This is a genomic window from Enterobacter cloacae complex sp. 397G4 (assembly GCF_050031515.1).
In the GTDB taxonomy this organism is placed as follows: domain Bacteria; phylum Pseudomonadota; class Gammaproteobacteria; order Enterobacterales; family Enterobacteriaceae; genus Enterobacter; species Enterobacter hormaechei_C.
Window position 1 is genome coordinate 20,120 of record NZ_JBLGWE010000003.1, and the last position, 20,159, is coordinate 40,278.

23 protein-coding genes and 2 pseudogenes are annotated in these 20,159 nt (G+C 51.5%); 13 read left to right on the top strand and 12 right to left on the bottom strand.

Features of this window, described 5'->3' with window-relative positions; all coding sequences use genetic code 11:
- Positions 1-74 precede the first annotated feature (74 nt).
- The 9 genes and pseudogenes from ACQG1Y_RS25395 to ACQG1Y_RS25435 all read left to right on the top strand — a co-directional run bounded on the left by ACQG1Y_RS25395 (position 75) and on the right by ACQG1Y_RS25435 (position 5,753).
- On the top strand, positions 75-287 hold the full coding sequence (locus ACQG1Y_RS25395; protein WP_077257239.1) for a DUF1778 domain-containing protein: 213 nt from the start codon (positions 75-77) through the stop codon (positions 285-287).
- Complete coding sequence (locus tag ACQG1Y_RS25400) at positions 275-709, top strand: GCN5 family acetyltransferase (protein ID WP_043519740.1); 435 nt, start codon at positions 275-277, stop codon at positions 707-709. The genes ACQG1Y_RS25395 and ACQG1Y_RS25400 overlap by 13 nt, the downstream gene beginning before the upstream one ends.
- Positions 710-783: 74 nt before the next feature.
- Positions 784-1,209 (top strand): annotated as a pseudogene (locus tag ACQG1Y_RS25405) (ISNCY family transposase); the annotation flags it as partial.
- 153 nt (positions 1,210-1,362) lie between these two features.
- Positions 1,363-1,686: a hypothetical protein gene (locus ACQG1Y_RS25410; protein WP_426737399.1), complete on the top strand. Its 324-nt coding sequence runs from the start codon at positions 1,363-1,365 to the stop codon at positions 1,684-1,686.
- Between the two features lie 90 nt (positions 1,687-1,776).
- The gene (locus ACQG1Y_RS25415) at positions 1,777-3,309 is read left to right on the top strand and encodes an HNH endonuclease (protein ID WP_230794138.1); all 1,533 of its coding nucleotides are present in this window, start codon (positions 1,777-1,779) and stop codon (positions 3,307-3,309) included.
- Entirely contained in the window at positions 3,287-3,670 is a 384-nt protein-coding gene (locus tag ACQG1Y_RS25420; protein WP_199033617.1) for a hypothetical protein, read from the top strand. The genes ACQG1Y_RS25415 and ACQG1Y_RS25420 overlap by 23 nt, the downstream gene beginning before the upstream one ends.
- A gap of 400 nt (positions 3,671-4,070) precedes the next feature.
- Positions 4,071-4,706 (top strand): hypothetical protein, encoded by a 636-nt coding sequence (locus ACQG1Y_RS25425; protein WP_043519737.1) that lies wholly within the window; start codon positions 4,071-4,073, stop codon positions 4,704-4,706.
- Positions 4,706-4,915 (top strand): helix-turn-helix domain-containing protein, encoded by a 210-nt coding sequence (locus ACQG1Y_RS25430; protein ID WP_052469709.1) that lies wholly within the window; start codon positions 4,706-4,708, stop codon positions 4,913-4,915. The genes ACQG1Y_RS25425 and ACQG1Y_RS25430 overlap by 1 nt, the downstream gene beginning before the upstream one ends.
- 196 nt (positions 4,916-5,111) lie before the next feature.
- Positions 5,112-5,753: a hypothetical protein gene (locus ACQG1Y_RS25435; protein ID WP_227502974.1), complete on the top strand. Its 642-nt coding sequence runs from the start codon at positions 5,112-5,114 to the stop codon at positions 5,751-5,753.
- A gap of 474 nt (positions 5,754-6,227) precedes the next feature.
- On the opposite strand, the pseudogene ACQG1Y_RS25440 reads toward ACQG1Y_RS25435, so the two are convergent.
- Positions 6,228-7,327: pseudogene (locus ACQG1Y_RS25440) on the bottom strand (IS3 family transposase).
- A gap of 220 nt (positions 7,328-7,547) precedes the next feature.
- Here ACQG1Y_RS25440 and ACQG1Y_RS25445 point away from each other — a divergent pair.
- A complete protein-coding gene (locus ACQG1Y_RS25445) occupies positions 7,548-7,805 on the top strand; it encodes a hypothetical protein (protein WP_043519733.1) in 258 nt (85 codons plus the stop codon).
- Between the two features lie 57 nt (positions 7,806-7,862).
- Here ACQG1Y_RS25445 and ACQG1Y_RS25450 read toward each other — a convergent pair whose 3' ends face one another.
- Positions 7,863-8,639, bottom strand: a complete 777-nt coding sequence (locus ACQG1Y_RS25450; protein ID WP_199033618.1) for a site-specific integrase — start codon at positions 8,637-8,639, stop codon at positions 7,863-7,865.
- Positions 8,640-8,719: 80 nt separating this feature from the next.
- Between ACQG1Y_RS25450 and ACQG1Y_RS25455 the strand changes: the two genes are divergently transcribed.
- Positions 8,720-9,840 (top strand): IS3-like element ISSen4 family transposase gene (locus ACQG1Y_RS25455; protein WP_087451024.1). Its coding sequence is split into 2 segments (ribosomal slippage): positions 8,720-8,978 and positions 8,978-9,840, totalling 1,122 coding nucleotides; the frame shifts between segments, so codons are not numbered across the junction.
- Here ACQG1Y_RS25455 and ACQG1Y_RS25460 read toward each other — a convergent pair.
- On the bottom strand, positions 9,833-10,108 hold the full coding sequence (locus ACQG1Y_RS25460) for a hypothetical protein (RefSeq protein ID WP_426737405.1): 276 nt from the start codon (positions 10,106-10,108) through the stop codon (positions 9,833-9,835). The two genes, ACQG1Y_RS25455 and ACQG1Y_RS25460, sit on opposite strands and share 8 nt — an antisense overlap.
- A gap of 73 nt (positions 10,109-10,181) precedes the next feature.
- Positions 10,182-11,186: a DUF4238 domain-containing protein gene (locus ACQG1Y_RS25465; protein ID WP_088401879.1), complete on the bottom strand. Its 1,005-nt coding sequence runs from the start codon at positions 11,184-11,186 to the stop codon at positions 10,182-10,184.
- 438 nt (positions 11,187-11,624) lie between these two features.
- Between ACQG1Y_RS25465 and ACQG1Y_RS25470 the strand changes: the two genes are divergently transcribed.
- Positions 11,625-11,822: a hypothetical protein gene (locus ACQG1Y_RS25470; RefSeq protein ID WP_062913617.1), complete on the top strand. Its 198-nt coding sequence runs from the start codon at positions 11,625-11,627 to the stop codon at positions 11,820-11,822.
- 200 nt (positions 11,823-12,022) lie between these two features.
- Here ACQG1Y_RS25470 and ACQG1Y_RS25475 read toward each other — a convergent pair whose 3' ends face one another.
- The 7 genes from ACQG1Y_RS25475 to msrB all read right to left on the bottom strand — a co-directional run bounded on the left by ACQG1Y_RS25475 (position 12,023) and on the right by msrB (position 17,648).
- The gene (locus ACQG1Y_RS25475) at positions 12,023-12,346 is read right to left on the bottom strand and encodes a hypothetical protein (RefSeq protein ID WP_019725650.1); all 324 of its coding nucleotides are present in this window, start codon (positions 12,344-12,346) and stop codon (positions 12,023-12,025) included.
- Between the two features lie 72 nt (positions 12,347-12,418).
- Complete coding sequence (locus ACQG1Y_RS25480; RefSeq protein WP_064291672.1) at positions 12,419-13,414, bottom strand: hypothetical protein; 996 nt, start codon at positions 13,412-13,414, stop codon at positions 12,419-12,421.
- 296 nt (positions 13,415-13,710) lie between these two features.
- Positions 13,711-14,385, bottom strand: coding sequence for an SOS response-associated peptidase (locus ACQG1Y_RS25485; protein ID WP_199033626.1), 675 nt, complete (start codon positions 14,383-14,385; stop codon positions 13,711-13,713).
- 384 nt (positions 14,386-14,769) lie between these two features.
- Positions 14,770-15,774: an IS110-like element IS4321 family transposase gene (locus ACQG1Y_RS25490; protein WP_000427623.1), complete on the bottom strand. Its 1,005-nt coding sequence runs from the start codon at positions 15,772-15,774 to the stop codon at positions 14,770-14,772.
- A gap of 64 nt (positions 15,775-15,838) precedes the next feature.
- Complete coding sequence (locus tag ACQG1Y_RS25495; protein ID WP_426737411.1) at positions 15,839-16,531, bottom strand: glutathione S-transferase family protein; 693 nt, start codon at positions 16,529-16,531, stop codon at positions 15,839-15,841.
- Between the two features lie 132 nt (positions 16,532-16,663).
- A complete protein-coding gene (msrA, locus tag ACQG1Y_RS25500; protein ID WP_004099036.1) occupies positions 16,664-17,203 on the bottom strand; it encodes a peptide-methionine (S)-S-oxide reductase MsrA in 540 nt (179 codons plus the stop codon).
- A gap of 1 nt (position 17,204) precedes the next feature.
- Positions 17,205-17,648 (bottom strand): peptide-methionine (R)-S-oxide reductase MsrB, encoded by a 444-nt coding sequence (gene msrB, locus ACQG1Y_RS25505; protein ID WP_004099035.1) that lies wholly within the window; start codon positions 17,646-17,648, stop codon positions 17,205-17,207.
- A 124-nt stretch (positions 17,649-17,772) separates the two neighbouring features.
- Here msrB and ACQG1Y_RS25510 point away from each other — a divergent pair, with 124 nt between their 5' ends.
- Positions 17,773-18,804, top strand: a complete 1,032-nt coding sequence (locus tag ACQG1Y_RS25510) for an IS630-like element ISEc33 family transposase (protein ID WP_032425611.1) — start codon at positions 17,773-17,775, stop codon at positions 18,802-18,804.
- A gap of 138 nt (positions 18,805-18,942) precedes the next feature.
- Here ACQG1Y_RS25510 and ACQG1Y_RS25515 read toward each other — a convergent pair whose 3' ends face one another.
- Entirely contained in the window at positions 18,943-19,911 is a 969-nt protein-coding gene (locus ACQG1Y_RS25515) for a magnesium and cobalt transport protein CorA (protein WP_032640602.1), read from the bottom strand.
- Positions 19,912-20,159 lie beyond the last annotated feature (248 nt).

The window sequence follows — 20,159 nt, forward strand, 5'->3', positions numbered from 1 at the left end:
TGCTATATAAGAGAGGCGTGTATGAAATCAGATGTCAACTCAACTTGAGAGCTTAAGAGTCTCAGAGGGTACCCATCGATGCCGCTGCAGAAATTCTTCATAAATCGCGAACCGACTTCATTCTGGAGATGGGCTGCAAGGCAGCGGAGAACGTGATCCTTGATCGCCGAGTTTTCAATTTTAACGACGAACAGTATGCAGAGTTCATCGATATGCTCGATGCACCAGTCGAGGATGAGCCCGTCATTATTAAACTCCTGACAAGGAAACCTCAGTGGGATGTATAGCTGCGCCCGAGCCGTTATCCAGCGCCCATCAACTGGCAGAGTTCGTCAGTGGAGAAACGGTACTCAATGAATGGCTAAAGCAGAGAGGTTCAAAAAATCAAGCTCGTGGCGCTGCCCGAACGTTCGTTGTTTGCAAGACGGGTACGAAGCAGGTAGCTGGATTTTACTCTTTGGCCACCGGTAGCGTTAACCACACGGAAGCGACAGGCAGTCTTCGGCGTAACATGCCAGATCCTATACCGGTGATTATACTCGCTCGCCTGGCGATAGACGTCTCATTGCACGGAAAAGGGGTTGGCGCCGATTTACTCCACAATGCAATTCTACGGTGTTATCGCGTAGCTGAGAACATTGGCGTTCGTGCGATAATGGTTTACGCGCTTACTGAAGAAGCCAAAGGTTTCTATGTTTATCTGGCATAAAGGATCCAATCCTCAGGCCATGGAGACATCAGGATGCTTGTGAGCATGTCAGAAAAAGAACTCAGTCGGATCATTTCAGGGTCAATAATGGTGGTTCCACCACAACCGGTGTCACCCAGTTTGGCGGTGTACTTTCTGAACTGGGGTTCGAGTTGATTTGTGCCAACAGTCCCCAGGCTAAAGGTCGCGTAGAGCGAACAAATCAGACACTCCAGGACCGGCTTATCAAGGAAATGCGTCTTGAATGAGTCAGCAGTATTGAAGCAGCCAACGCCTGGCTGGAAACCTTCATCGCTGACTTCAATCGTCGCTTTGCCCGAGCTGTAAAATACCCTAAAAATCTGCATCGACCCGTGGCTGAAAACAACGAAGAGCAGGATGATATCTTTGCCTGGCAGGAACAGCGTAAGCTTTCTAAAACGCTGACATTCCGCTATGACAAAATGATTTATCTGGTTGAACCTACAGAAGAAAATACTCGCATTGCTGGAGAAAAGCTTGCTTTTGAGTGGGGGGCCGACGATGGCGAGCTGGCTCGAAGTGTCGATCTGCCTGTCATCATTTCCATCACCGCTGTCCGTTTCATGCTCCGTATTACGTAAAACCGATTGATTGCGACCAGCCGGAAGCCCTCCAGGAAATGGACATCGTTTTTGGCTGAAGCGCTGATATCTTCAATGAAGTGTTTGCACCGAAGGCATATTTATGACCCCGCGCCAGACAGAAACCTCGTCAACCTTTGCCTCCGCGCCGGGTTGACCCAGGCGAACGCCAGCCGTTTACTGACTGTAACAACCGTTCGCACATACTGGATCGAACCAGAAACCCGTTTGCGTCAAAGCACGTTTGAGCGTCAGCGTGCAATGTGTGAACTTGTGCAAGCGCTACATGCTGCGGGCATCAAAGATATTCAGATCGGGAGCTTTTGCGGGCTGTCTGATCGCATTGTTCAATTGCTGTTAGCGAAAAAGCTGTAAGGGCTGAAAATGGGTAAGAAAAAGAAGGTCTTAATCAGCGCATACGAGAAAAGTCGTAAAGCCGAGCGCCGTGCCCAGTCTGGAGCCATTATGAAGGCTTTGGATCTGAAACTCTCGAAAGGTGCGATGGATCAGATTAAAGATTTTATTTCTCAACAGCTTTCACTCGGATATACCCCAGAAAAGGTATCGGCCAGTGTTTTAAAGCAGCTTGATGCTATTGTGAAAAAAGTGCGTGAGCGTGAAGAGAAATTGTCTCGCGCCCAGGCGGCTCGCGTGCTCAAGAAAAACCGCGAAACGGCTGCAAATAAAGCCTATTCGATGCTTTCCATTACGCATAAAGAGCATCGCGGCGCTGAAATCTGGGGCATGGTTTATAACCTAGCATTTAAAGACGTACCCGCCAGCGAAATCGTATCTCGACTGAAAGATCACCCAGTCGTCAAAGAGTCCTACGAACACGCGCAACGCGTGCGCGAAGAGCAGATCCGCCGCGCGGCAGAACGCCAGGAAGAACAGCTCCGCGTGCGTGTCGATATGCGCGAGGTTCTGAAATACCTGGCTGAGAAGAACGGGACAACCTACGTCCCACCAGCCGACCCCGCGCCGCGTCACCAAGTAGACAAAGCTGATGATATTCGCAACGTTAGTGCACCGCTAACCGTAAGGCCGCTGGGCGGTAAAGAGTCCGAGAGCAAGACGAACCCGCGCACCTATGATTTGCCGAACCTTCCGATTAATCCGGGTAAACTGAAAATTGAGAATCAGGCGGCGGTGCGCCAGGTTACTAAGGCACGGTATGCCGATTTCATCAAACACCTCATTCACAACAAGTTGAATGGCCGTGACGCGCTGACGCTCGCTAAAGTCTTCATGAAACAGTTTGAGCCAGCGGCTGTTGCGCCAGCTCCCGCAAATGATCCGGTTGTGCCACCTGCCGACCGTGCGCCGGTGACTGAGCCCCAGGAACAGAAAGCCCCTCAACACATCATCGATCCGGTTATTGTGGATGGCGTTGAATACCGTAGCACCTGGGAGGCAATGAAGACCCTGGGAATTGGTGCGGATGCAGACGCACGTCGTTTCCGTCGTGATGTTAAGGCCAAAGGGGAAGACCTTTGGGAGCATAACGGCGAGCTGTACCATTTTGAGCTGAAAAATAAGCTTCCAGAACAGATTGCCGCTATCCAGCAGGAAGAGCGCGAGCTGGTGGATATCGAATTTAATGCCTCTGGCCGCGTGGCCGAAGTATTCCAGCGCGATCCGCGTGCACAGGCCAAATTCCGCGAAATGGTGCTTAAAAACTTTGATGGCCGTTGCGCGGTGACGGGCAAACGTCTTAATGGCGTACTGGAAGCGGCACATATTGAAGGTGCAGCCGTGCGTGGCTGCTACAACGCCAGTAATGGCGTGCTGCTATCCCCAACGTTCCACCGCCTGTTTGATCGCCATATGATGGGAATCGACCCTGTAACGCTCAAAGTGAGCTTTGCGCCTGGTATTGAGTGGGAAGAGTACGAAGGGACGGAGATTAAGCCGCTTTTTTACAAACTGAACCGTGAATTTCTGGCCGAGCGCTGGGCTATTTTCCAGCAGCGTAATGCCGCCGATAAAACCGCATAATGGATTATCGATGTACATCAAAGAGAATCTGGACGGAACGTTTTTCCGCAAAACCATTGAGCGCGACGGCTACAGCTTGTATTGGTTTCGGCGTACTGATGGTGAAGTGTTCGCCGTTGAAGAGTCTGAACACGCCCTGGGCGACGCAGCGCCGGTGATTTACGCTGATGGCCGTCCGACGGGCAATAATGCGGGTGAATCGCTATTTGTCGTGACTGATGCCATGCGGGCGCTGCCGGACGGGGAGATCGCCCCATACCCACCTAGCGTGAAGTTTCACCCGATTGTTGACGAGAAATTCCGTGATAGCCGCTATGGTGTGCGCGTCTTGGTGCTTGGTGAATCATACTATGACGACTAGGAAGATACCGCGCCCGATTTCACTCAATGCGTGATCCGCGATCATGCCTACTCCCTCGGATTCCCGTTTTTCAGCAAACTAACCAACGTCCTGCGGGGATGTACTAACACGCCGACGGACGAAAAACACCGCGAAGCCTGGCAGCACGTCGCTGAGCGTGAAAACAGTCTATCTTGTTACGGATGGCTAAAGCGGCTCTATATACTCCTGAGCGCGTGGGTGCGCACGCGCTACGCTGGTGACGGGCTAGTGCCGGTGAATTGTTTAAAACGATTCTACGCGGATTTCAACGAAGTGCGTGATGCGATATCAGCCGCCGGATAGGCGGTTTTTTATGGGTTTGCGCATGTACATTGTACGTGATATTGTGATACTAAAGCCCCAAACAGGAGGCGTAACAATGAGATCACTACATACCGTGTCACCGTTATTGATTAATTCCGCTGATTTCAGCAAAAAATTGGGTATGTATTCCAAAAACGCAGAACATACAGAACAATTTCTTGCCCGTGGAGTGGAAGACTACAGAATTGATGGCTACGTTCCACCTGCTAACTATCGCCTGGTTAAAGCCCTCCAGCGAGACGAATATCGGATCGTGACCGTTGATAATGGCAAGCCATACACCGCCTATGCGGTGAAGCTGGTACACCACAAAGAAATCACATATCCGCATTACGCCGTTACTCAGGTGATGGTCTGGCGAACTCCGTCCAGCCGTCACTATTCCGCTATCCAGGGATTCGCGAAGCTGTTTTTCCGGCATTTACTGGATACCACCAATATCGTGGTATCAGACAGCGAACAAACAGGCGATGGACAGCGTTTCTGGCTTGATATGCTCGACTGGGCATATAACAGCGGTTACTCGCTTTATGTTGCTGATGGTACCGAAGGTGAAGAGTGGCCGAAGTATCACATTACCAGCCTGGACGAACTGGAAAGCCGCTGGCTTGAATACGCCTGGGGCAATGACCGCGACGTGCATATACACCGCCGCCTCATCATCAGCAAAAAGCCGCTGGAGGCTGCGTGATGGACGTCAAAGAGCTGCGCCTTTCTCTGGGCGTTTCCCGCGCTGAATTTGCCGATGCGGTTGGCGCGTCTCCCGCCCTGGTGCAGAGCTGGGAACTGGGGCGGCGTCAGCCTTCCGGCGTTGCCTCTAAAATTCTGATGCTCCTGCAGCGGAATCCGCATTTACTTAATGATCTGCGGGCGATTAAACCCAATAGCGCCGTGAATTAAATTCATAGCCATTGCTTTTTTGCGGGTACTGACAGGATCGGCCAAAGTGATATCCTGATTCCAGCACCCAGAGCTTCAAAGAGCGAACGGGACACATCGCGCAGCGTGCCTTTGCATGGCATTGGCACGTTGAGGCAGAGGTGTGGCAGGGCATGGGCCGTAATGGCTATGGGTGACTACCCCCGACTAAAAATTTATGAGCATGGTTAGAAATCAAGCCTCTGAATCTATTGATGAATTTTACACATCTGTTAATGAGCTAAAGGCATGTGCAAGCGACCAAAGGTTTGTAGACACAATCAATAGAATTAGCATTACTAAAAATGAAATTGATGACATTCTAGAAGATGTTGAAAAAAATACACTAGATTCTTCCATACCCTCTCTCTTCAAGCACTGTATAGAATGGGGTAAATTATATCCCAACGGTTTTTATATTAAGCATGGCGATTCCAAAGCGAATACAGAACAACAAGATATTTTTAATAAATCTATGGCTATTTCAAAAATTACGGAGGTATATGGATATGATAGAAGGAGTTTTGAGTTACCAATTAAATCTCGATTTTTGAGATTCCATTCATCGCAAGAATATCCTCAACTACAAATCGCAGATATAGTAACAAGTGCAGCAGTTTATTATGTAGATTGTTTAAATCGAAATCAATTAGATGATTATCTCTTTAAAGAGCTCAGAAGAATTAAAATAGATAACTATTTTAAAGTTATGGTTATATGGCCTACAATATATGTTACGCCTCAAGAACCAGGAACAGTCTATACCGGTGGACTAAATCCGGCGTTTGGAGTTGCAGAGTATCTTTCTCAATATCAATAGCTGATTCACTGTTCAATTTGGGGCGCATTAGCGGCCTTTTCTTCCCGCATTTCTCTTGGCCGTACGCTTGATTAACGCACCACAACATAGCAACATTCGCTCCTGGCACAAAGCAGACGTTAAAACCTCCAGTATCGGGAAGCTTCTGGATGCCACGTCAGCGGCATGGAAGCGACAGATGATGCTGCATGTGTCTGAGGAGTCAAATGGCGCCTAAAGCCCGGCGTAGTCTGTTACTGGTTCATAAATTCTGCCTGCCTACCCCCTGCCCTGGTTCGAAGTCTAGACTGCCGGCTCTCAAGCCAGCGGGTCTGTACCTCATGAGCTGTTCTGTTCATAACCCCTTTGTCTTTGCCTCGTTAGTGGATCACATCCCTGATTGAGCTGTCACTGTAAGCACACCCGTTTTAGTTCCACGCACTTTTTGAGATTTCCGGGGTTTTGACCCTGGCCCGAAATCAGTGCAGTGCTAAATCAGAGATCTTCGTCTTTCCGGAGACTTCGGATGAATTCAGCCGGAGTCATGTCATTTAATGATGAATGCGTTCTCTCATGATTATATTCCCTGCGCCAGTTGTCGAGTTTGTCCTGCGCATCTTCCAGCGAGAGAAACCAGTGAATGTTCAGGCATTCATCCCGCAGACTGCCGTTAAATGATTCAATAAACGGGTTATCCGTTGGTTTTCCGGGGCGGGAGAAGTCCATTGTGACCCCGTGCTCATACGCCCATTTATCCAGACTTTTCGAAAAAAACTCGCTGCCGTTATCTGTCTGAATACGTACCGGCAGGCGCTTGCCCAGCACCCGCAACCCTTCCATCACACCCACCACATCCTCACCTTTCAGCGACTTTCCGGCATGGATCGCCACACACTCCCGACTAAAATTATCCACTACAGTCAGCGCCCGGAAACGTCGTCCGTTAAACAGGTTATCCGACACGAAATCCATACTCCAGCACTGATCGACACCAGTCAGGACCGGACGTTGCTGACGATGTGCTGCACTGACATGCCTGCGGGGGCGCTTTCTGCGCAGGTTGAGGCCTTCCAGACAGTAAATCCGGTGTGTTTTCTTGTGGTTAACAGGCCAGCCTTCCCGCCGCAGCTGAATATGAATACGCGGGCAACCCTAGCGGATCCGGGTTTCCGCTATTTCCCGGATACGCAGGGTTATCGCCCGATCATCCCGCCGGCTCTGCCAGTGGTAAACGGTTCTGCTCTGCATCAGCAGTCCGCATCCCCGTCGGACACTGATACGGTAAGCCTCCCGCAGAAAATGCACCGCCTGACGCTTCTGAGCCGGCCTCAGAACTTTTGTTTCAGTACCTCCTGCAGCATCTCCTTGTCCAGACTTAAATCGGCCACCAGACGTTTCAGACGCTGATTCTCTTCCTCAAGCTGGCGCAGGCGGCGCAGCTCTGTCACGCCCATGCCGCCAAACTTTTTCTTCCAGTTGTAAAATGTGGCTTCAGAAATGCCCATCTTTCGGCAGACTTCCTCCACCCGAGTGCCGGTTTCGGCCTGTTTCAGCGCAAATGCTATCTGTTCTTCGGTATAGCGGGTCTTTTTCATGGCGATGTGCCTCTCTGTGAGAGGGAAGAAAGACCGGAGACTTCAGTTTAGCCTGGCACTGTTTTCAGGGAGGAGATCAGCAAAAGCGATAAATCCATGCGGGCTGGCCTTTGGCCAGCTTCGCTGTATAAGGGGAAAAATGCGGCATATCCAGACATTTCACTAGGCAATTTGAATTCAGGTATCTATGCTGGGGATCCTTACAACAGGAGGTATTAAGATGAAACTTGAAGCTATACAGATAGATAATACCGTAAGAAGAGGTCTTAAATCTTTCACTGATGGGGTGATTATTCGTGATACAAAGGTATTTATAACGCTCAATCTCCCGGATGCTTGGAAACCCACTATTGAGGGGGAATGGCGGCATATGTCGGACGCCGACACATTATCTGCTCGTATTAAAATGCTTCAGCATGCGATTTATGAGCGGTATGAGGGATACAGTGCAGATATTCCCGCCAGCTGGGCAAGATAACTTCTGACAAACCTCACCGGCGAGCAGGACGTTCGCCAGCATCATTCTCCAAAGTACTTAAATATTCCCTTTCAGCATGGCTACCGCATCCGCTTCGGGCATCTGAAACTGAACCCGATGCCGCGCAGCAACATCAAGCGCAAACACCTTCGTATAGACCTCTGTGGAGCTAATCGATTTGTGGCCCATCAGGCTCTGCAAAACCTTCAGTGGTATACCGGCGTACAGCATGTGCATCGCGTAGGAGTGACGGAACGTATGGGGGCTCACAGGTACTGAGAACGTCACCCCGTCGGCCGCTGCGGCCTCCACCGCTTCGCTAAGCCAGGTGCGAACGGTACGGTCTGTAATCTCCCAGATACGCGCCTTCTCCATTCTGCCGGTGCGCTTGTTTCGTCTTTCGAGAGGAATTTTCAGGGTGGCCACCATCATCTGCAGCTGACTGACATAGTGGTGATCGGAAAGGGGAACCAGACGATGGACCTGACTGCCTGCGGGGGCACGACCTGCCGTCCTGGCCGCTTTCTCGGTGCGCTGCTTGAGCGTGGCCAGCTGCACGAACGGATATGGCGGCGCCAGCGAAAAATCCCCCCGGGTCAGCGCGAGCGCTTCATTAATGCGCGCGCCGGTGTTCCACAGCGTCGCCAGCAGCATCTTGCGGTGAAGATCCGGCACGTAATGGAGCAGGGCGCTGACTTCCGGCGCCAGCAGGTATTTCGGGAGATCATCCTGGACAATCGCCATCTGGCGCAGGGCCAGTGCTGCGGGATAGTCGATGGTCACTGGCAGGGCGGCCATCGAGCCCTGAGTAGCTGAAGGTATGAGGCCTGTCATGATAGGTGTTGACCTGCTCCCCGTTGATTAGTACACCCCGATGTTAGTAATGTCTTCATAAGCCACATGAGGACATCCCCATGAAGAAGCGTTTTTCCGACGAACAGATCATCAGTATTCTCCGCGAAGCCGAAGCTGGGGTACCCGCCCGTGAACTCTGCCGCAAGCATGCCATTTCCGATGCCACGTTTTACACCTGGCGTAAGAAGTATGGCGGTATGGAGGTGCCTGAAGTTAAGCGCCTGAAGTCGCTTGAGGAAGAGAACGCCAGACTCAAGAAGCTGCTTGCCGAAGCCATGCTGGATAAAGAGGCGCTTCAGGTGGCTCTTGGGCGAAAGTACTGACGACAGACCAGAAGCGGGAAGCCGTGATGTTGATGTGTGATGCGACCGGTCTGTCGCAACGTCGTGCCTGCAGGCTTACAGGTTTATCCCTGTCGACCTGCCGCTATGAGGCTCACCGTCCGGCTGCTGATGCGCATTTATCAGGGCGCATCACTGAGCTGGCACTGGAGCGCAGGCGTTTTGGCTACCGTCGTATTTGGCAGTTGCTGCGCCGTGAAGGGCTTCATGTTAATCATAAGCGCGTGTACCGGCTTTATCACCTCAGTGGCCTGGGCGTAAAACGCAGAAGACGTCGTAAAGGGCTGGCAACAGAACGTCTGCCGCTGCTCCGTCCGGCGGCGCCCAATCTGACCTGGTCGATGGATTTCGTCATGGACGCACTTTCCACCGGTCGCAGGATCAAGTGTCTTACCTGCGTCGATGATTTCACAAAGGAATGCCTGACGGTCACTGTTGCCTTTGGGATTTCAGGCGTTCAGGTCACGCGTATTCTGGACAGCATTGCACTGTTTCGAGGCTATCCGGCGACGATAAGAACTGACCAGGGGCCGGAGTTCACTTGCCGTGCACTGGATCAATGGGCCTTTGAGCATGGTGTTGAGTTGCGCTTAATCCAGCCGGGCAAGCCAACGCAGAACGGATTTATTGAGAGCTTTAACGGACGATTTCGCGATGAATGTTTGAATGAGCACTGGTTCAGCGATATCGTTCATGCCAGGAAAATTATTAATGACTGGCGGCAGGATTATAACGAATGCCGCCCGCACTCCACGCTGAATTATCAGACACCGTCTGAATTTGCAGCGGGCTGGAGAAAGGGTCATTCTGAGAATGAAGATTCCGACGTTACTAACTGAGTGTTGTATCTAATCGTGGGGGCAGGTCACTATGTTGGATTATTCTACCTTGACCACCGGTACGAGATGTGGCATCAAATATTCCCCATAGTGTCTCTAAAGAATCAAGTTGTCTTCTGATTATCTCCGCTCGATGTGAAGCTGCAAGATTCTTAACAGATTGGTTAACTTGTGCTTTTACTGTTTTATAAGCGACAATCCAACCAATGCCAACTCCAACAAAAGATGCCCCGGCAGAAATTAATGCCGTTAATATTTCTTTTTCCATACCCTTAGTTCCTTAATCATAAATATAACTACATCATCTGACTGGTCAAACTTATATTCATCGATTCACAGGATCAGCCAGCCTTAAAACGTGGGCCGGTCCGGTATCGCTCGTCATCTGCCAGCATTTTCTCAACCAGAGTAAAGTCATTCCTTTCACAGAAAACATACTGCTCAGAAAACTGAACCTGCAGCGAATTGTAACGAGTGACATTCTCCTGGCTCAGCGGAAAAGACAGATAGTCAGTATAACGCCGGATATGCTCAAGCATCTCAAACGGGCGCATATGTGCCGGTATGCAATGCGGCGCGCATGCCAGTAAAAATTCAATGTCCTGCCGTTGCTGAAGCATTCCTTCCCGTATGGAAGGGCAGTACAGGGCGAGCATCAGCGTGGACGACAGCGGCAGATAAATTTCTATACCGCGAACCGCCAGTCCGAGGTTGCCGTATGGCCCGAAGTCATTACTGTTCTGCAGGACCACCGGGTTATCAGACACGTAGAACGGATGATCGGCCGTGGTCTCAAAGAGATACCAGTCTTTATTCAGGTAATGGTCAATATGAGGCGCCTGATCGGCCAGTAAACGCAGAAAAACGTGCCGGATATCGCGATCTGGCGATATACCCAGGACATCGGTCACCTGGTCAGCTGTCGCGCCGATACCAGCCAATTTATCCGCAAGCACAGAGACCATTCCGGCTATACGCTGCTGCTCGCCAAAGGTACGCGCACGCTGCACGGCCACAAACACGGCCAGTTTGTACCGCTCCTCCTCGGTCAGCCGGCGGATATCCCTGTGCTGCAGCAGTGCGGCGATCACCGGCGCGGCATGGTGTTCGTAAATCCCTAGCAGTGGCTCCAGGCTCAAGCGATCGGGGTGATCGTCAAGATTGTAAAAGGTGTTGCGCACGCTGGCGTCGTCGGGCGTGGTGGCGTAACTGCACCCGCGGGCCTTGTCAAAGGCGTGCAACCGCCGGCGCTTACTTTTTCCCGGCGCACTGAAGTGCTTCAGTAAAAAACGTGGCACCGTGTGCTGCCGGACGACGTCGGTCTGTAAGTTCAGGGGATCGGCCATAGAATCAGCTCCGTGATAAAGCGGGTATTGATACACCGCCAAAATGATTACTATCAAAATTCCTCAATTAATGAGTATAAAGCCGCAGTACCCGGTTCGCTAAACTCTACCGGCTAATGATGCGATCGGAGAAGTGATCATTGAAACTCCGCACCAGGCGACTGCGCCACAGGGTACATCCCTGTCATTGAGCCCCTGGCAGGCAGGTGTATATAAACTGCAGTAATCACCTGGCAGGTAACATGACCAGACACAGGGGCAGTAGCGTTCCCCAGGTCTTTAGCACAACCATAATCACTGTCGGTACGTCGGCCTACCGGGACGGCTATAACGGTAAACCATAAAATAATATCAGATGTGAGATTATAGATAATAAGCCGTTCATCACCTGCAGATGACCCTTCGAAAAATCATCATTAAATATGACAGGAGCGCAGTATGGCCAGCACAGAGAAGATATTTACCCTCTCCTATGACGAACTGCTTGAGCACACCAAAAAAGTTGTCACCGATTTCAGGAATCTCAGCACGCCGCCGGACATCCTGGATATCTGGAGCAACAATGGAGTCATCGTGCTCTGGCGCTCACTTGTCGAGGCAATGGGGGGCCCGGGAAGGACTATCTCAGTGACTTAAGGCAACTCAAAAGTCTGGGCGGTCTGAACTTCTGCGATCAGGACTCAACTCACGACACAGACTGATAAACGACGTCTCTCGGCGCCGCTGCAATGGCGGTGACTATGACCACATGATCACGCATTGAATCAAAACCATCTGCCGGGCATAGAGCAGGCTGACGCGTTCCGTGACGAGCTGCGCCACCGTAAAGGCTTCCGTTATCTAAATCCTGGTCCCTTAAGTCTCTCACACACAGCAGCAGACAGACTACCTGTATCATATTTATTCGTACAGTCGCTCTGATCTTTAACAAAAAGAACTAAAGTCGTCATAATCAGAGATACAATTAGGCCCGGTATTAATCCCTTAAAAGCATCCTTAACCTTCTTATCTTGCCTGTACCCCATAATACAAAAGAAAAATATGGGGAATGAATACAGCGCAAAATCCATTATATTAAACAAACCTAAGAACATTACCGGTAACGCCAGAATGGGACCGAAAATGAATGCGATAATGATTGTGACGATATACCCATTCATAAATCACTCCTTAATTAAATGCTGTCGAATTCATTATATGTTGTTCTTATTTAGAATGACAAACTGTATCGGTCAAAATTCCTCAATTAATGAATATAAAGCTGCAGGAGTATGTCGGTAGCTTACAAACATCACCTCCAGATTATGATGGCTGACCAGATATAAGGCACGCCTGAGAGCAGAAATTATCCAGCCAGGTTCATTACCAAATGCTCCGCCTCCGACCATAGTCACATATACTCTCGGATTGCCTGTAAGCCGGTAGTTCAGAACACCTGCCAGCAACGTTGCTTCGTAACTGGCTTCCAGTACCAGCGATGCAAAAGGAGCCCAGTCTTCCCGGGGAGATGAGTTATACGCGACAGGTAAGGCAGAGCAGAGAGCCTGAGACACAAACTGATCTTCAGGTACTCCTGGTATAGTGACTTCAGTATCTGAGTGCAATCCGATGCGTAACTCCTGTCTGAGCCTGTCCCGCATTTGCTCATCCAGCGATGCAATATAACGGCTAATAGCCTGCACCGTATTAGCCGACATCAGGGCATACCCGTTTTTCATTCGTATGCCATCAATGCCGATAGCCTTTTCCATATCAGCCAGCGTGTTAAGCTGGCTGGTAGTGGATTGTCCAGTCTGTGACCCCATCGGGACAAGATAATTACGAAATACTGTGGCAGCAGCACAGGCCATAGCGCAGGCAGGTCCTTGAGTATGATCAAACTGGTAATCGGTAATCCCCTTTTCTGGCGTTGTATATTCACATGGCATTTCGAGTAAGTTGAACTGACTGGCAACCTGGATCAGCGCGCCCTTCACTTCGGATTTTCGGTGGAGGTCATATGCATCAGCCTCAAGTATGTCAAATCTGCACCTTCCATACGGTTCTGTCACAAGATTGCTGACCGCTTTCCTTAATTCGGCCAGACTCGGCATGGTCAGAATACCAGAACGATAAGAAACAGATGGCTGGCTTCTGGTATGAAGAAAAGGGCCTTCCTGGAAAAAACGAGCCTGAGTCTCTGCATAGTCTGATTCTTCGAATCCAAATACGTCATTAAACCAGCTCATGATAAGTTCCTTTATTGAAAATGCAGACATTTTATTAATATCTTTATTTATAGGTAAATTCAACAATTAAATTTTACTGCCTAACAATAATAAATTGTAAAAATGAATTATATATTCAATATGATAATTACTTATTAGACTTGCGCTGCTTTTAATGCATAAGTCTGAAGCTTTTAAAATCTCCCTGTCGTGATAGCTGTCCATATTGATGATTGAAATTAGTTACGATGCACGGCTAATTTTAAAGCTAATGTATGCGTACATTAGCTTTAAAACACGGATCAGCCTCCGACATCTCATAAGCCAACAGCCTCGATGAGCTCTGGTCCCTGATTCTTAACATTACCAACAGCGCGCGTTACAGGATGCCATAAGAAATGATCAGCGGACACAGCTCCATCAGCAGCAATTTCTTCAGCCTCCTTACCCGAAACGTCCTGTTTCATCCACTCCCGGGCGGCGTCCGGTACCAGGACAAGCGGGCGCCGATCATGGATATCAACGAGACCTTTATCAGCCGCGGCCGTGACAATCAGAAACCCTTCCGCCTCATCACCACGCTCAAACGGAGTGCTTCCGATCGCGGCCATGAGGATTGGCTGGCCATCTTTACGGTGGATGAAATAGGGCTGCTTCTTGTCTCCTTCACGCTTCCATTCAAACCAGCCATCAGCAAAGCAGATCGCCCGACCGTGCTGCCAAAGAGGTTTAAACATCCTGCTGCTGGCTGCGGTCTCAACCCGGGCATTAATCAATGGCGGTTTATCCCACCACCCTGGCGCGTAACCCCAGTGAACCGGATCGAGCTGCAGCTGTTCGTCGCGTTCGCTCAGAAGTAACACCCTGGTACCCGGGGCGACGTTATAGCGACCGATGGGTTCCGGGTCGTAGGCAATATTTCGATCGGCTACATTGGCGAGGAGAGAAAGATACTCTTCCCGCGTCATTGACTGAGAAAAACGTCCGCACATGGTTACCTCCAGTGGCCAGACTGAAAGTATAGAAGATGTGATCGATGTGGATCCGGGTTCAGGATGCCGCGTCAGTGGCATGGAGGCGCCAGCTGAAGTTGAATGGAGGGGTCGTCTCAGAAAACGGAATCTATGGTCACTCCCGTTTTTGCAACACCGATTTTGACGACAAGTTGGCTTGCTTGAATCTATCCGGCGTCTGAATGGGATTTTATTCCCGCGCCTTGATGAGTTCCGCGCCTGATGAACCTCCAGAAAATATACGGCTTCAATGAGCCTTTCCGTTTTACAGGTTCCTCAACAGGCCGGTGGGCCGTTAGTATCATCAATATCAGTATTCGCAAAACCAGATCAGTAATTCTTTAAACCGGTGTATTTCTGCCGTTATGCTACATAAGTTTGCTGTCGTGCCGTTAGGGCCCAGGCTATTCTGGCCAGCTTGTTTGCCAGAGCACAAGTGACGACAAAGTTGCTTTTCCGGCACAGTAAATCCCTGACCCAATCGGCCAATTTGCCAGACTGGTGTTCCAGTTTTTGTATGAATACCCTGGCACATTGAACCAACAAAGTTCGGATCTTTTTATTACCTCGCTTACTAATTCCCAGCAATGTCGTCCTACCTCCCGTGCTGTACTGCCGAGGTACAAGCCCTGTTGCCGCCGCAAAGTCACGGCTGCTGGCGTACTGCTTCCCGTCGCCAATCTCAGTTGAAATAGTACTCGCTGTCAGTGTTCCGACGCAGGGAATGCTCAGCAAGCGCTGTCCAACCTCATCTTCGTCCAACTTTCGTTTCAACTGGGATTCCAAATCTTTAATCTGCTCAACAAGATAGTGATAATGCTGTTGTAATTTCAGCAATAACTGGCTGAGGTAAAGAGGCAAACTATTATCCTCAAGAATGGTACTCAGTCGGCTAATAACGGCAGCTCCTCGGGGAACGCTAATGCCAAATTCCAGCAGAAAAGCATGCATTTGATTGGTTGTTTTTACCTTATCCTGAACCAGGGATTCACGGACACGATGCAGAGCCCGCATTGCCTGCTGAGATTCCGTTCTGGGCTGCACAAAACGCATAGACGGACGCGATGCAGCTTCACAAATAGCTTCGGCGTCGACAAAGTCGTTTTTATTGCTTTTAACGAACGGGCGGACAAATTGTGGTGATATCAGCTTTGGGGAATGCCCCAACTCTTCCAACTTGCGTGCCATAAAGTGAGAACCGCCACAGGCTTCCATTGCGATGGTTGTAGCGGGGCATGTCGCCAAAAATTCGATCAACTTTGGCCGGGTAAATTTTTTACGGTAAACAGCCTTCCCGCGACGATCCTGGCAATGAATATGGAAAGAGTTTTTACCCAGATCGATACCAATGAGCGCAATGTTTTCCATGATAGTTCTCCGAATGAAAGCCTGTCCTCAGCATAGTACCGGGAAGGAGGGAGTGACCATCTCATTAAATAAAGCACGCTAAGCCGGTTGCAGCGGCCTGAACTTGCCCGCGTTCGAGCCATGCCTGCACGTTCGAATAGCTGCTTAGGCCGAGGATGTCGCCCGCTGCGTAGAATTCGACCAGCGCATTCACCCAGCCAAACGTCGCAATGTCCGCGATCGAGTAATCATCGACAATCCATTCGCGGCCCTCCAGCCGGTGATCCAGGACCCCGAGAAGACGCCTGGATTCATCAACAAAGCGCTGCCGAGGTCGCTTGTCCTCATAGTCCTTGCCGGCAAATCGCAGGAAAAAGCCTAGCTGTCCGAAGGTCGGCCCAACGCCCGACACCTGAAAGAACACCCAGGCCAGAGTCTCGTACCGCTGGGCGGGTGTTGTTGAGATGAGCTGCCCCGTCTTGTCGGCCAGATAGATGAGGATCGCACCGGTTTCCCATATGCCAATGGGCTGGCCGTCAGGGCCAGCCGGATCGATGATCGCGGGTATGCGGCCGTTGGGATTCAACGACACGAACGCTGGATCCTTCGACTCGTTGTTCGAGATGTCGACGAAGTGGGGCTCATACGGCAGGCCAGTCTCCTCCAGCATCATCGAGACCTTGACGCCGTTGGGCGTGGGGGCCGCGTATAGTTGCAAGCGATCCGGATAAGATGCTGGCCAGCGCTGCGTGATGGGAAAGGAGGAGAGGTCTGTCATATCTGGATCCTGGCACTGCGACGGCGGCTGAATGGAATGATCTGCTTCAAGGCCGGGTTCGACGACCGCGTCGATTGACGCGGTCGTCGGAGGTTGCGAACCGGATCGGCGCGGCACTAACGGCAGCGAAGCCTATTCCGCTGCAGCCCCGGCCGCAGGGCTCACATCGCCGGCCTCATGCCGCTTTGGAAGAACCCAGTCGGGACGGACGAAGTGGCAGGTGTAGCCGCCCGGCCGCTTCTCCAGATAATCCTGGTGATCGGGCTCGGCCTCCCAGAACTCGCCGACCGGCTGGACCTCGGTCACCACTTTGCCATCCCACAGCCCCGAGGCATCCACATCGGCGATCGTATCCTCGGCGACGCGCTTCTGCTCCTCGTCGACATAATAGATGCCCGACCGGTAGGAGAGCCCACGATCATTGCCCTGGCGGTTCAGCGTCGTCGGATCGTGGATCTGGAAGAAGAATTCCAGGATGTGCCGGTAGCTCGTCACTGTCGGGTCGAAGACAATCTCGATCCCCTCGGCATGCGTGCCGTGATTACGATACGTGGCGTTCGGAATATCGCCGCCCGTGTAACCCACACGGGTCGAGATGATGCCGGGCCGCTTGCGGATCAGATCCTGCATGCCCCAGAAACATCCTCCTGCGAGAACAGCGCGCTGATGCATGTTAAGCCTCCTCTACTTGATCGAGATATTCACCGTATCCCTCGGACTCCATCTCGTCGCGCGGGATGAAGCGAAGGGACGCAGAGTTGATGCAGTAGCGCAGACCGCCGCGGTCGGAAGGACCGTCCGGGAAAACGTGGCCCAGATGGCTGTCGGCGTGTACCGACCTGACCTCCGTCCGGACCATGCCGTGTGCACTGTCCCGCACCTCGTTCACGTTTGCCGGAACGATCGGCTTGGTGAAGCTGGGCCAGCCAGTACCCGAATCGAACTTGTCCGTTGAAGCGAACAGCGGCTCTCCCGACACTATGTCGACGTAGATGCCAGGCTCCTTGTTGTCGTTGTGCTCACCCGTGAAGGGCCTTTCGGTCCCCGAATCCTGGGTAATCCGGCGTTGCTCGGGGGTCAGGCGGTCAACTGCTGCCTGTGACTTCTCAAACTTCATGATAGTCTCCAATAATTAATCTAAATAGATGCGCGGAATAGTAGATCACTGAAAGGGAACTCAGCCCGGATTGTGCGATCTGATCAATCGCCAAACCAACCAAAACCACCAACCGGACTGAGCGATGCCGATCATAGCACCAATACCCCGTGGCGAACGACGCCTGATGCAGAAAGCTATTCATAAAACGCGCGATAAAAATCATGCCCGCAGACTCACGGCCATGCTGATGCTTCATCGGGGTGAACGGGTCAGCGATGTTGCCAGAACTCTCTGTTGTGCTCGTTCATCCGTTGGTCGCTGGATTAACTGGTTTACGCACTCAGGTATTGAAGGCCTGAAATCCTTACCCGCAGGGCGCTCCCGACGCTGGCCTTTTGAACATATCTGCACCCTGTTACGTGAGCTGATAAAGCATTCTCCCGGCGATTTTGGTTATCAACGTTCACGCTGGAGCACCGAATTACTGGCATTAAAAATCAATGAGATAACCGGTTGCCAGTTACATGCAGGAACCGTTCGCCGCTGGTTGCCATCTGCGGGGCTTGTATGGCGCAGGGCCGCGCCAACTCTGCGTATCCGTGACCCACATAAAGATGAAAAGATGGCGGTAATCCACAAAGCGCTGGATGAATGCAGCGCAGAGCATCCGGTATTTTATGAAGATGAAGTGGATATCCACCTTAATCCTAAAATCGGTGCGGACTGGCAGTTGCGCGGACAGCAGAAACGGGTAGTGACGCCGGGGCAGAACGAAAAATACTATCTGGCCGGCGCACTGCACAGTGGCACGGGTAAAGTCAGCTACGTGGGCGGCAACAGCAAAAGTTCAGCGCTGTTTATCGCTCTGCTGAAGCACCTGAAAGCCACTTACCGGCGGGCGAAAACAATCACGCTGATCGTTGATAACTACATTATCCATAAAAGCCGCGAAACACAGCGCTGGTTGAAAGCAAATCCCAAGTTCAGGGTAATTTACCAGCCGGTTTACTCGCCGTGGGTGAATCATGTGGAACGGCTATGGCAGGCACTTCATGACACGATAACCCGTAATCATCAGTGCCGCTCAATGTGGCAGTTACTGAAAAAGGTCCGCCATTTTATGGAAACCGCCAGCCCATTCCCCGGAGGAAAACATGGTCAGGCAAAAGTGTAGCGGTATTAGGCGCAGCTATTTAGAACGTCGGTCACCTGGGAGGTCATGGAAGCACCTTCATCTTGAACTGGATTGGACACGCTCGCGCACAAAGCGCGCTGTGACTCGGCGGACGGAGAAGCTCGCGAAGTGCGTTACTCATAGCCACTTGGCCTTCTTGAAGCGCATGAATAGGAGAAGGCAGAACACCGCTATCACTCCGAGCACGACGAAGTAGCCATATGGCGTGTCCAGTTCCGGCATGTGCTTGAAGTTCATGCCATATATTCCGGCGATCGCCGTCGGGACCGCCAAGATCGCCGCCCAGGCCGCGAGCTGGCGAGTGACCACACCGATCCTTTGCGCTTCCAGAAGGCTGCTGGCCTCGAAGACCGTGGACAGGACAAGCAGGAGGCCGTCGACCATGGACTGCACGCGGTGGACATGGTCCGCGACGTCGTGGAAATATGGTGTCATTTCGGCGCTGATGCAGGGAAAGTGGCCGCGAACGAGCTTTCGCACCAGCTCGGCCATAGCCCCGAGCGTGCGCTGGAACCGCGTGAGTTCGGACCTTAGTTCGAAGATTCGCGCCACCTCTTCTGGCTCGAGGAAATCGTGCAGCGACCGTCGCTCCATCGCCAGGACGTCGTCCTCGATCATTTCGAAGATGGGCAGATACTGGTCGACCACTCGGTGCAAGATCGCGTGCAGCACATAGTCGACACCCTTGCCGAACTGCGTCGGCGATGCCTCGAGTTGCTCCCGAAGTTTGCCCAGCGCTCCGGCATTGCCGTGCCGCACGGTGATAAGGTGATTGTGACCGGTGAAGATCGCCATCTTGCCGTAGCTGATCCGGTCGCCGACCAGCTCGGCGGTCTGGGCGACGACGTACAACTCATCGTTGTAGACCTCGAGCTTGGGCGGGCACAGCGGGTGCATGGCGTTGTCGATCGCCAAAGGATGGAGGTTATACGTCGTCTGGATCGCGCTGAGTTCGTCTGCGGTGGGCTCGCTAAGCGCGATCCAGCAGAAGCCCGAGCGATTCTCGTTTAGTTCGACGTGCTCATCGAGCCTGATTTCACGGACTCGCTTACCTTCGTTGTAATAATATGCGGCGATAATGGTCATGCAGGGGTCGTCTCAGAAAACGGAATCTATGGTCACTCCCGTTTTTGCAACACCGATTTTGACGACAAGTTGGCTTGCTTGAATCTATCCGGCGTCTGAATGGGATTTTATTCCCGCGCCTTGATGAGTTCCGCGCCTGATGAACCTCCAGAAAATATACGGCTTCAATGAGCCTTTCCGTTTTACAGGTTCCTCAACAGGCCGGTGGGCCGTTAGTATCATCAATATCAGTATTCGCAAAACCAGAT

Excerpts from the sequence above, each read along its gene's own strand:
- ACQG1Y_RS25415 (WP_230794138.1), top strand. The coding sequence starts at position 1,777 with ATGAAGGCTTTGGATCTGAAACTCTCGAAAGGTGCGATGGATCAGATT.
- ACQG1Y_RS25420 (WP_199033617.1), top strand. The coding sequence starts at position 3,287 with ATGCCGCCGATAAAACCGCATAATGGATTATCGATGTACATCAAAGAG.
- ACQG1Y_RS25425 (WP_043519737.1), top strand. The coding sequence starts at position 4,071 with ATGAGATCACTACATACCGTGTCACCGTTATTGATTAATTCCGCTGAT.
- ACQG1Y_RS25430 (WP_052469709.1), top strand. The coding sequence starts at position 4,706 with ATGGACGTCAAAGAGCTGCGCCTTTCTCTGGGCGTTTCCCGCGCTGAA.
- ACQG1Y_RS25435 (WP_227502974.1), top strand. The coding sequence starts at position 5,112 with ATGAGCATGGTTAGAAATCAAGCCTCTGAATCTATTGATGAATTTTAC.
- ACQG1Y_RS25445 (WP_043519733.1), top strand. The coding sequence starts at position 7,548 with ATGAAACTTGAAGCTATACAGATAGATAATACCGTAAGAAGAGGTCTT.
- ACQG1Y_RS25450 (WP_199033618.1), bottom strand. The coding sequence starts at position 8,639 with ATGACAGGCCTCATACCTTCAGCTACTCAGGGCTCGATGGCCGCCCTG.
- ACQG1Y_RS25460 (WP_426737405.1), bottom strand. The coding sequence starts at position 10,108 with ATGGAAAAAGAAATATTAACGGCATTAATTTCTGCCGGGGCATCTTTT.
- ACQG1Y_RS25465 (WP_088401879.1), bottom strand. The coding sequence starts at position 11,186 with ATGGCCGATCCCCTGAACTTACAGACCGACGTCGTCCGGCAGCACACG.
- ACQG1Y_RS25470 (WP_062913617.1), top strand. The coding sequence starts at position 11,625 with ATGGCCAGCACAGAGAAGATATTTACCCTCTCCTATGACGAACTGCTT.
- ACQG1Y_RS25475 (WP_019725650.1), bottom strand. The coding sequence starts at position 12,346 with ATGAATGGGTATATCGTCACAATCATTATCGCATTCATTTTCGGTCCC.
- ACQG1Y_RS25480 (WP_064291672.1), bottom strand. The coding sequence starts at position 13,414 with ATGAGCTGGTTTAATGACGTATTTGGATTCGAAGAATCAGACTATGCA.
- ACQG1Y_RS25485 (WP_199033626.1), bottom strand. The coding sequence starts at position 14,385 with ATGTGCGGACGTTTTTCTCAGTCAATGACGCGGGAAGAGTATCTTTCT.
- ACQG1Y_RS25490 (WP_000427623.1), bottom strand. The coding sequence starts at position 15,774 with ATGGAAAACATTGCGCTCATTGGTATCGATCTGGGTAAAAACTCTTTC.
- ACQG1Y_RS25495 (WP_426737411.1), bottom strand. The coding sequence starts at position 16,531 with ATGACAGACCTCTCCTCCTTTCCCATCACGCAGCGCTGGCCAGCATCT.
- msrA (WP_004099036.1), bottom strand. The coding sequence starts at position 17,203 with ATGCATCAGCGCGCTGTTCTCGCAGGAGGATGTTTCTGGGGCATGCAG.
- msrB (WP_004099035.1), bottom strand. The coding sequence starts at position 17,648 with ATGAAGTTTGAGAAGTCACAGGCAGCAGTTGACCGCCTGACCCCCGAG.
- ACQG1Y_RS25510 (WP_032425611.1), top strand. The coding sequence starts at position 17,773 with ATGCCGATCATAGCACCAATACCCCGTGGCGAACGACGCCTGATGCAG.
- ACQG1Y_RS25515 (WP_032640602.1), bottom strand. The coding sequence starts at position 19,911 with ATGACCATTATCGCCGCATATTATTACAACGAAGGTAAGCGAGTCCGT.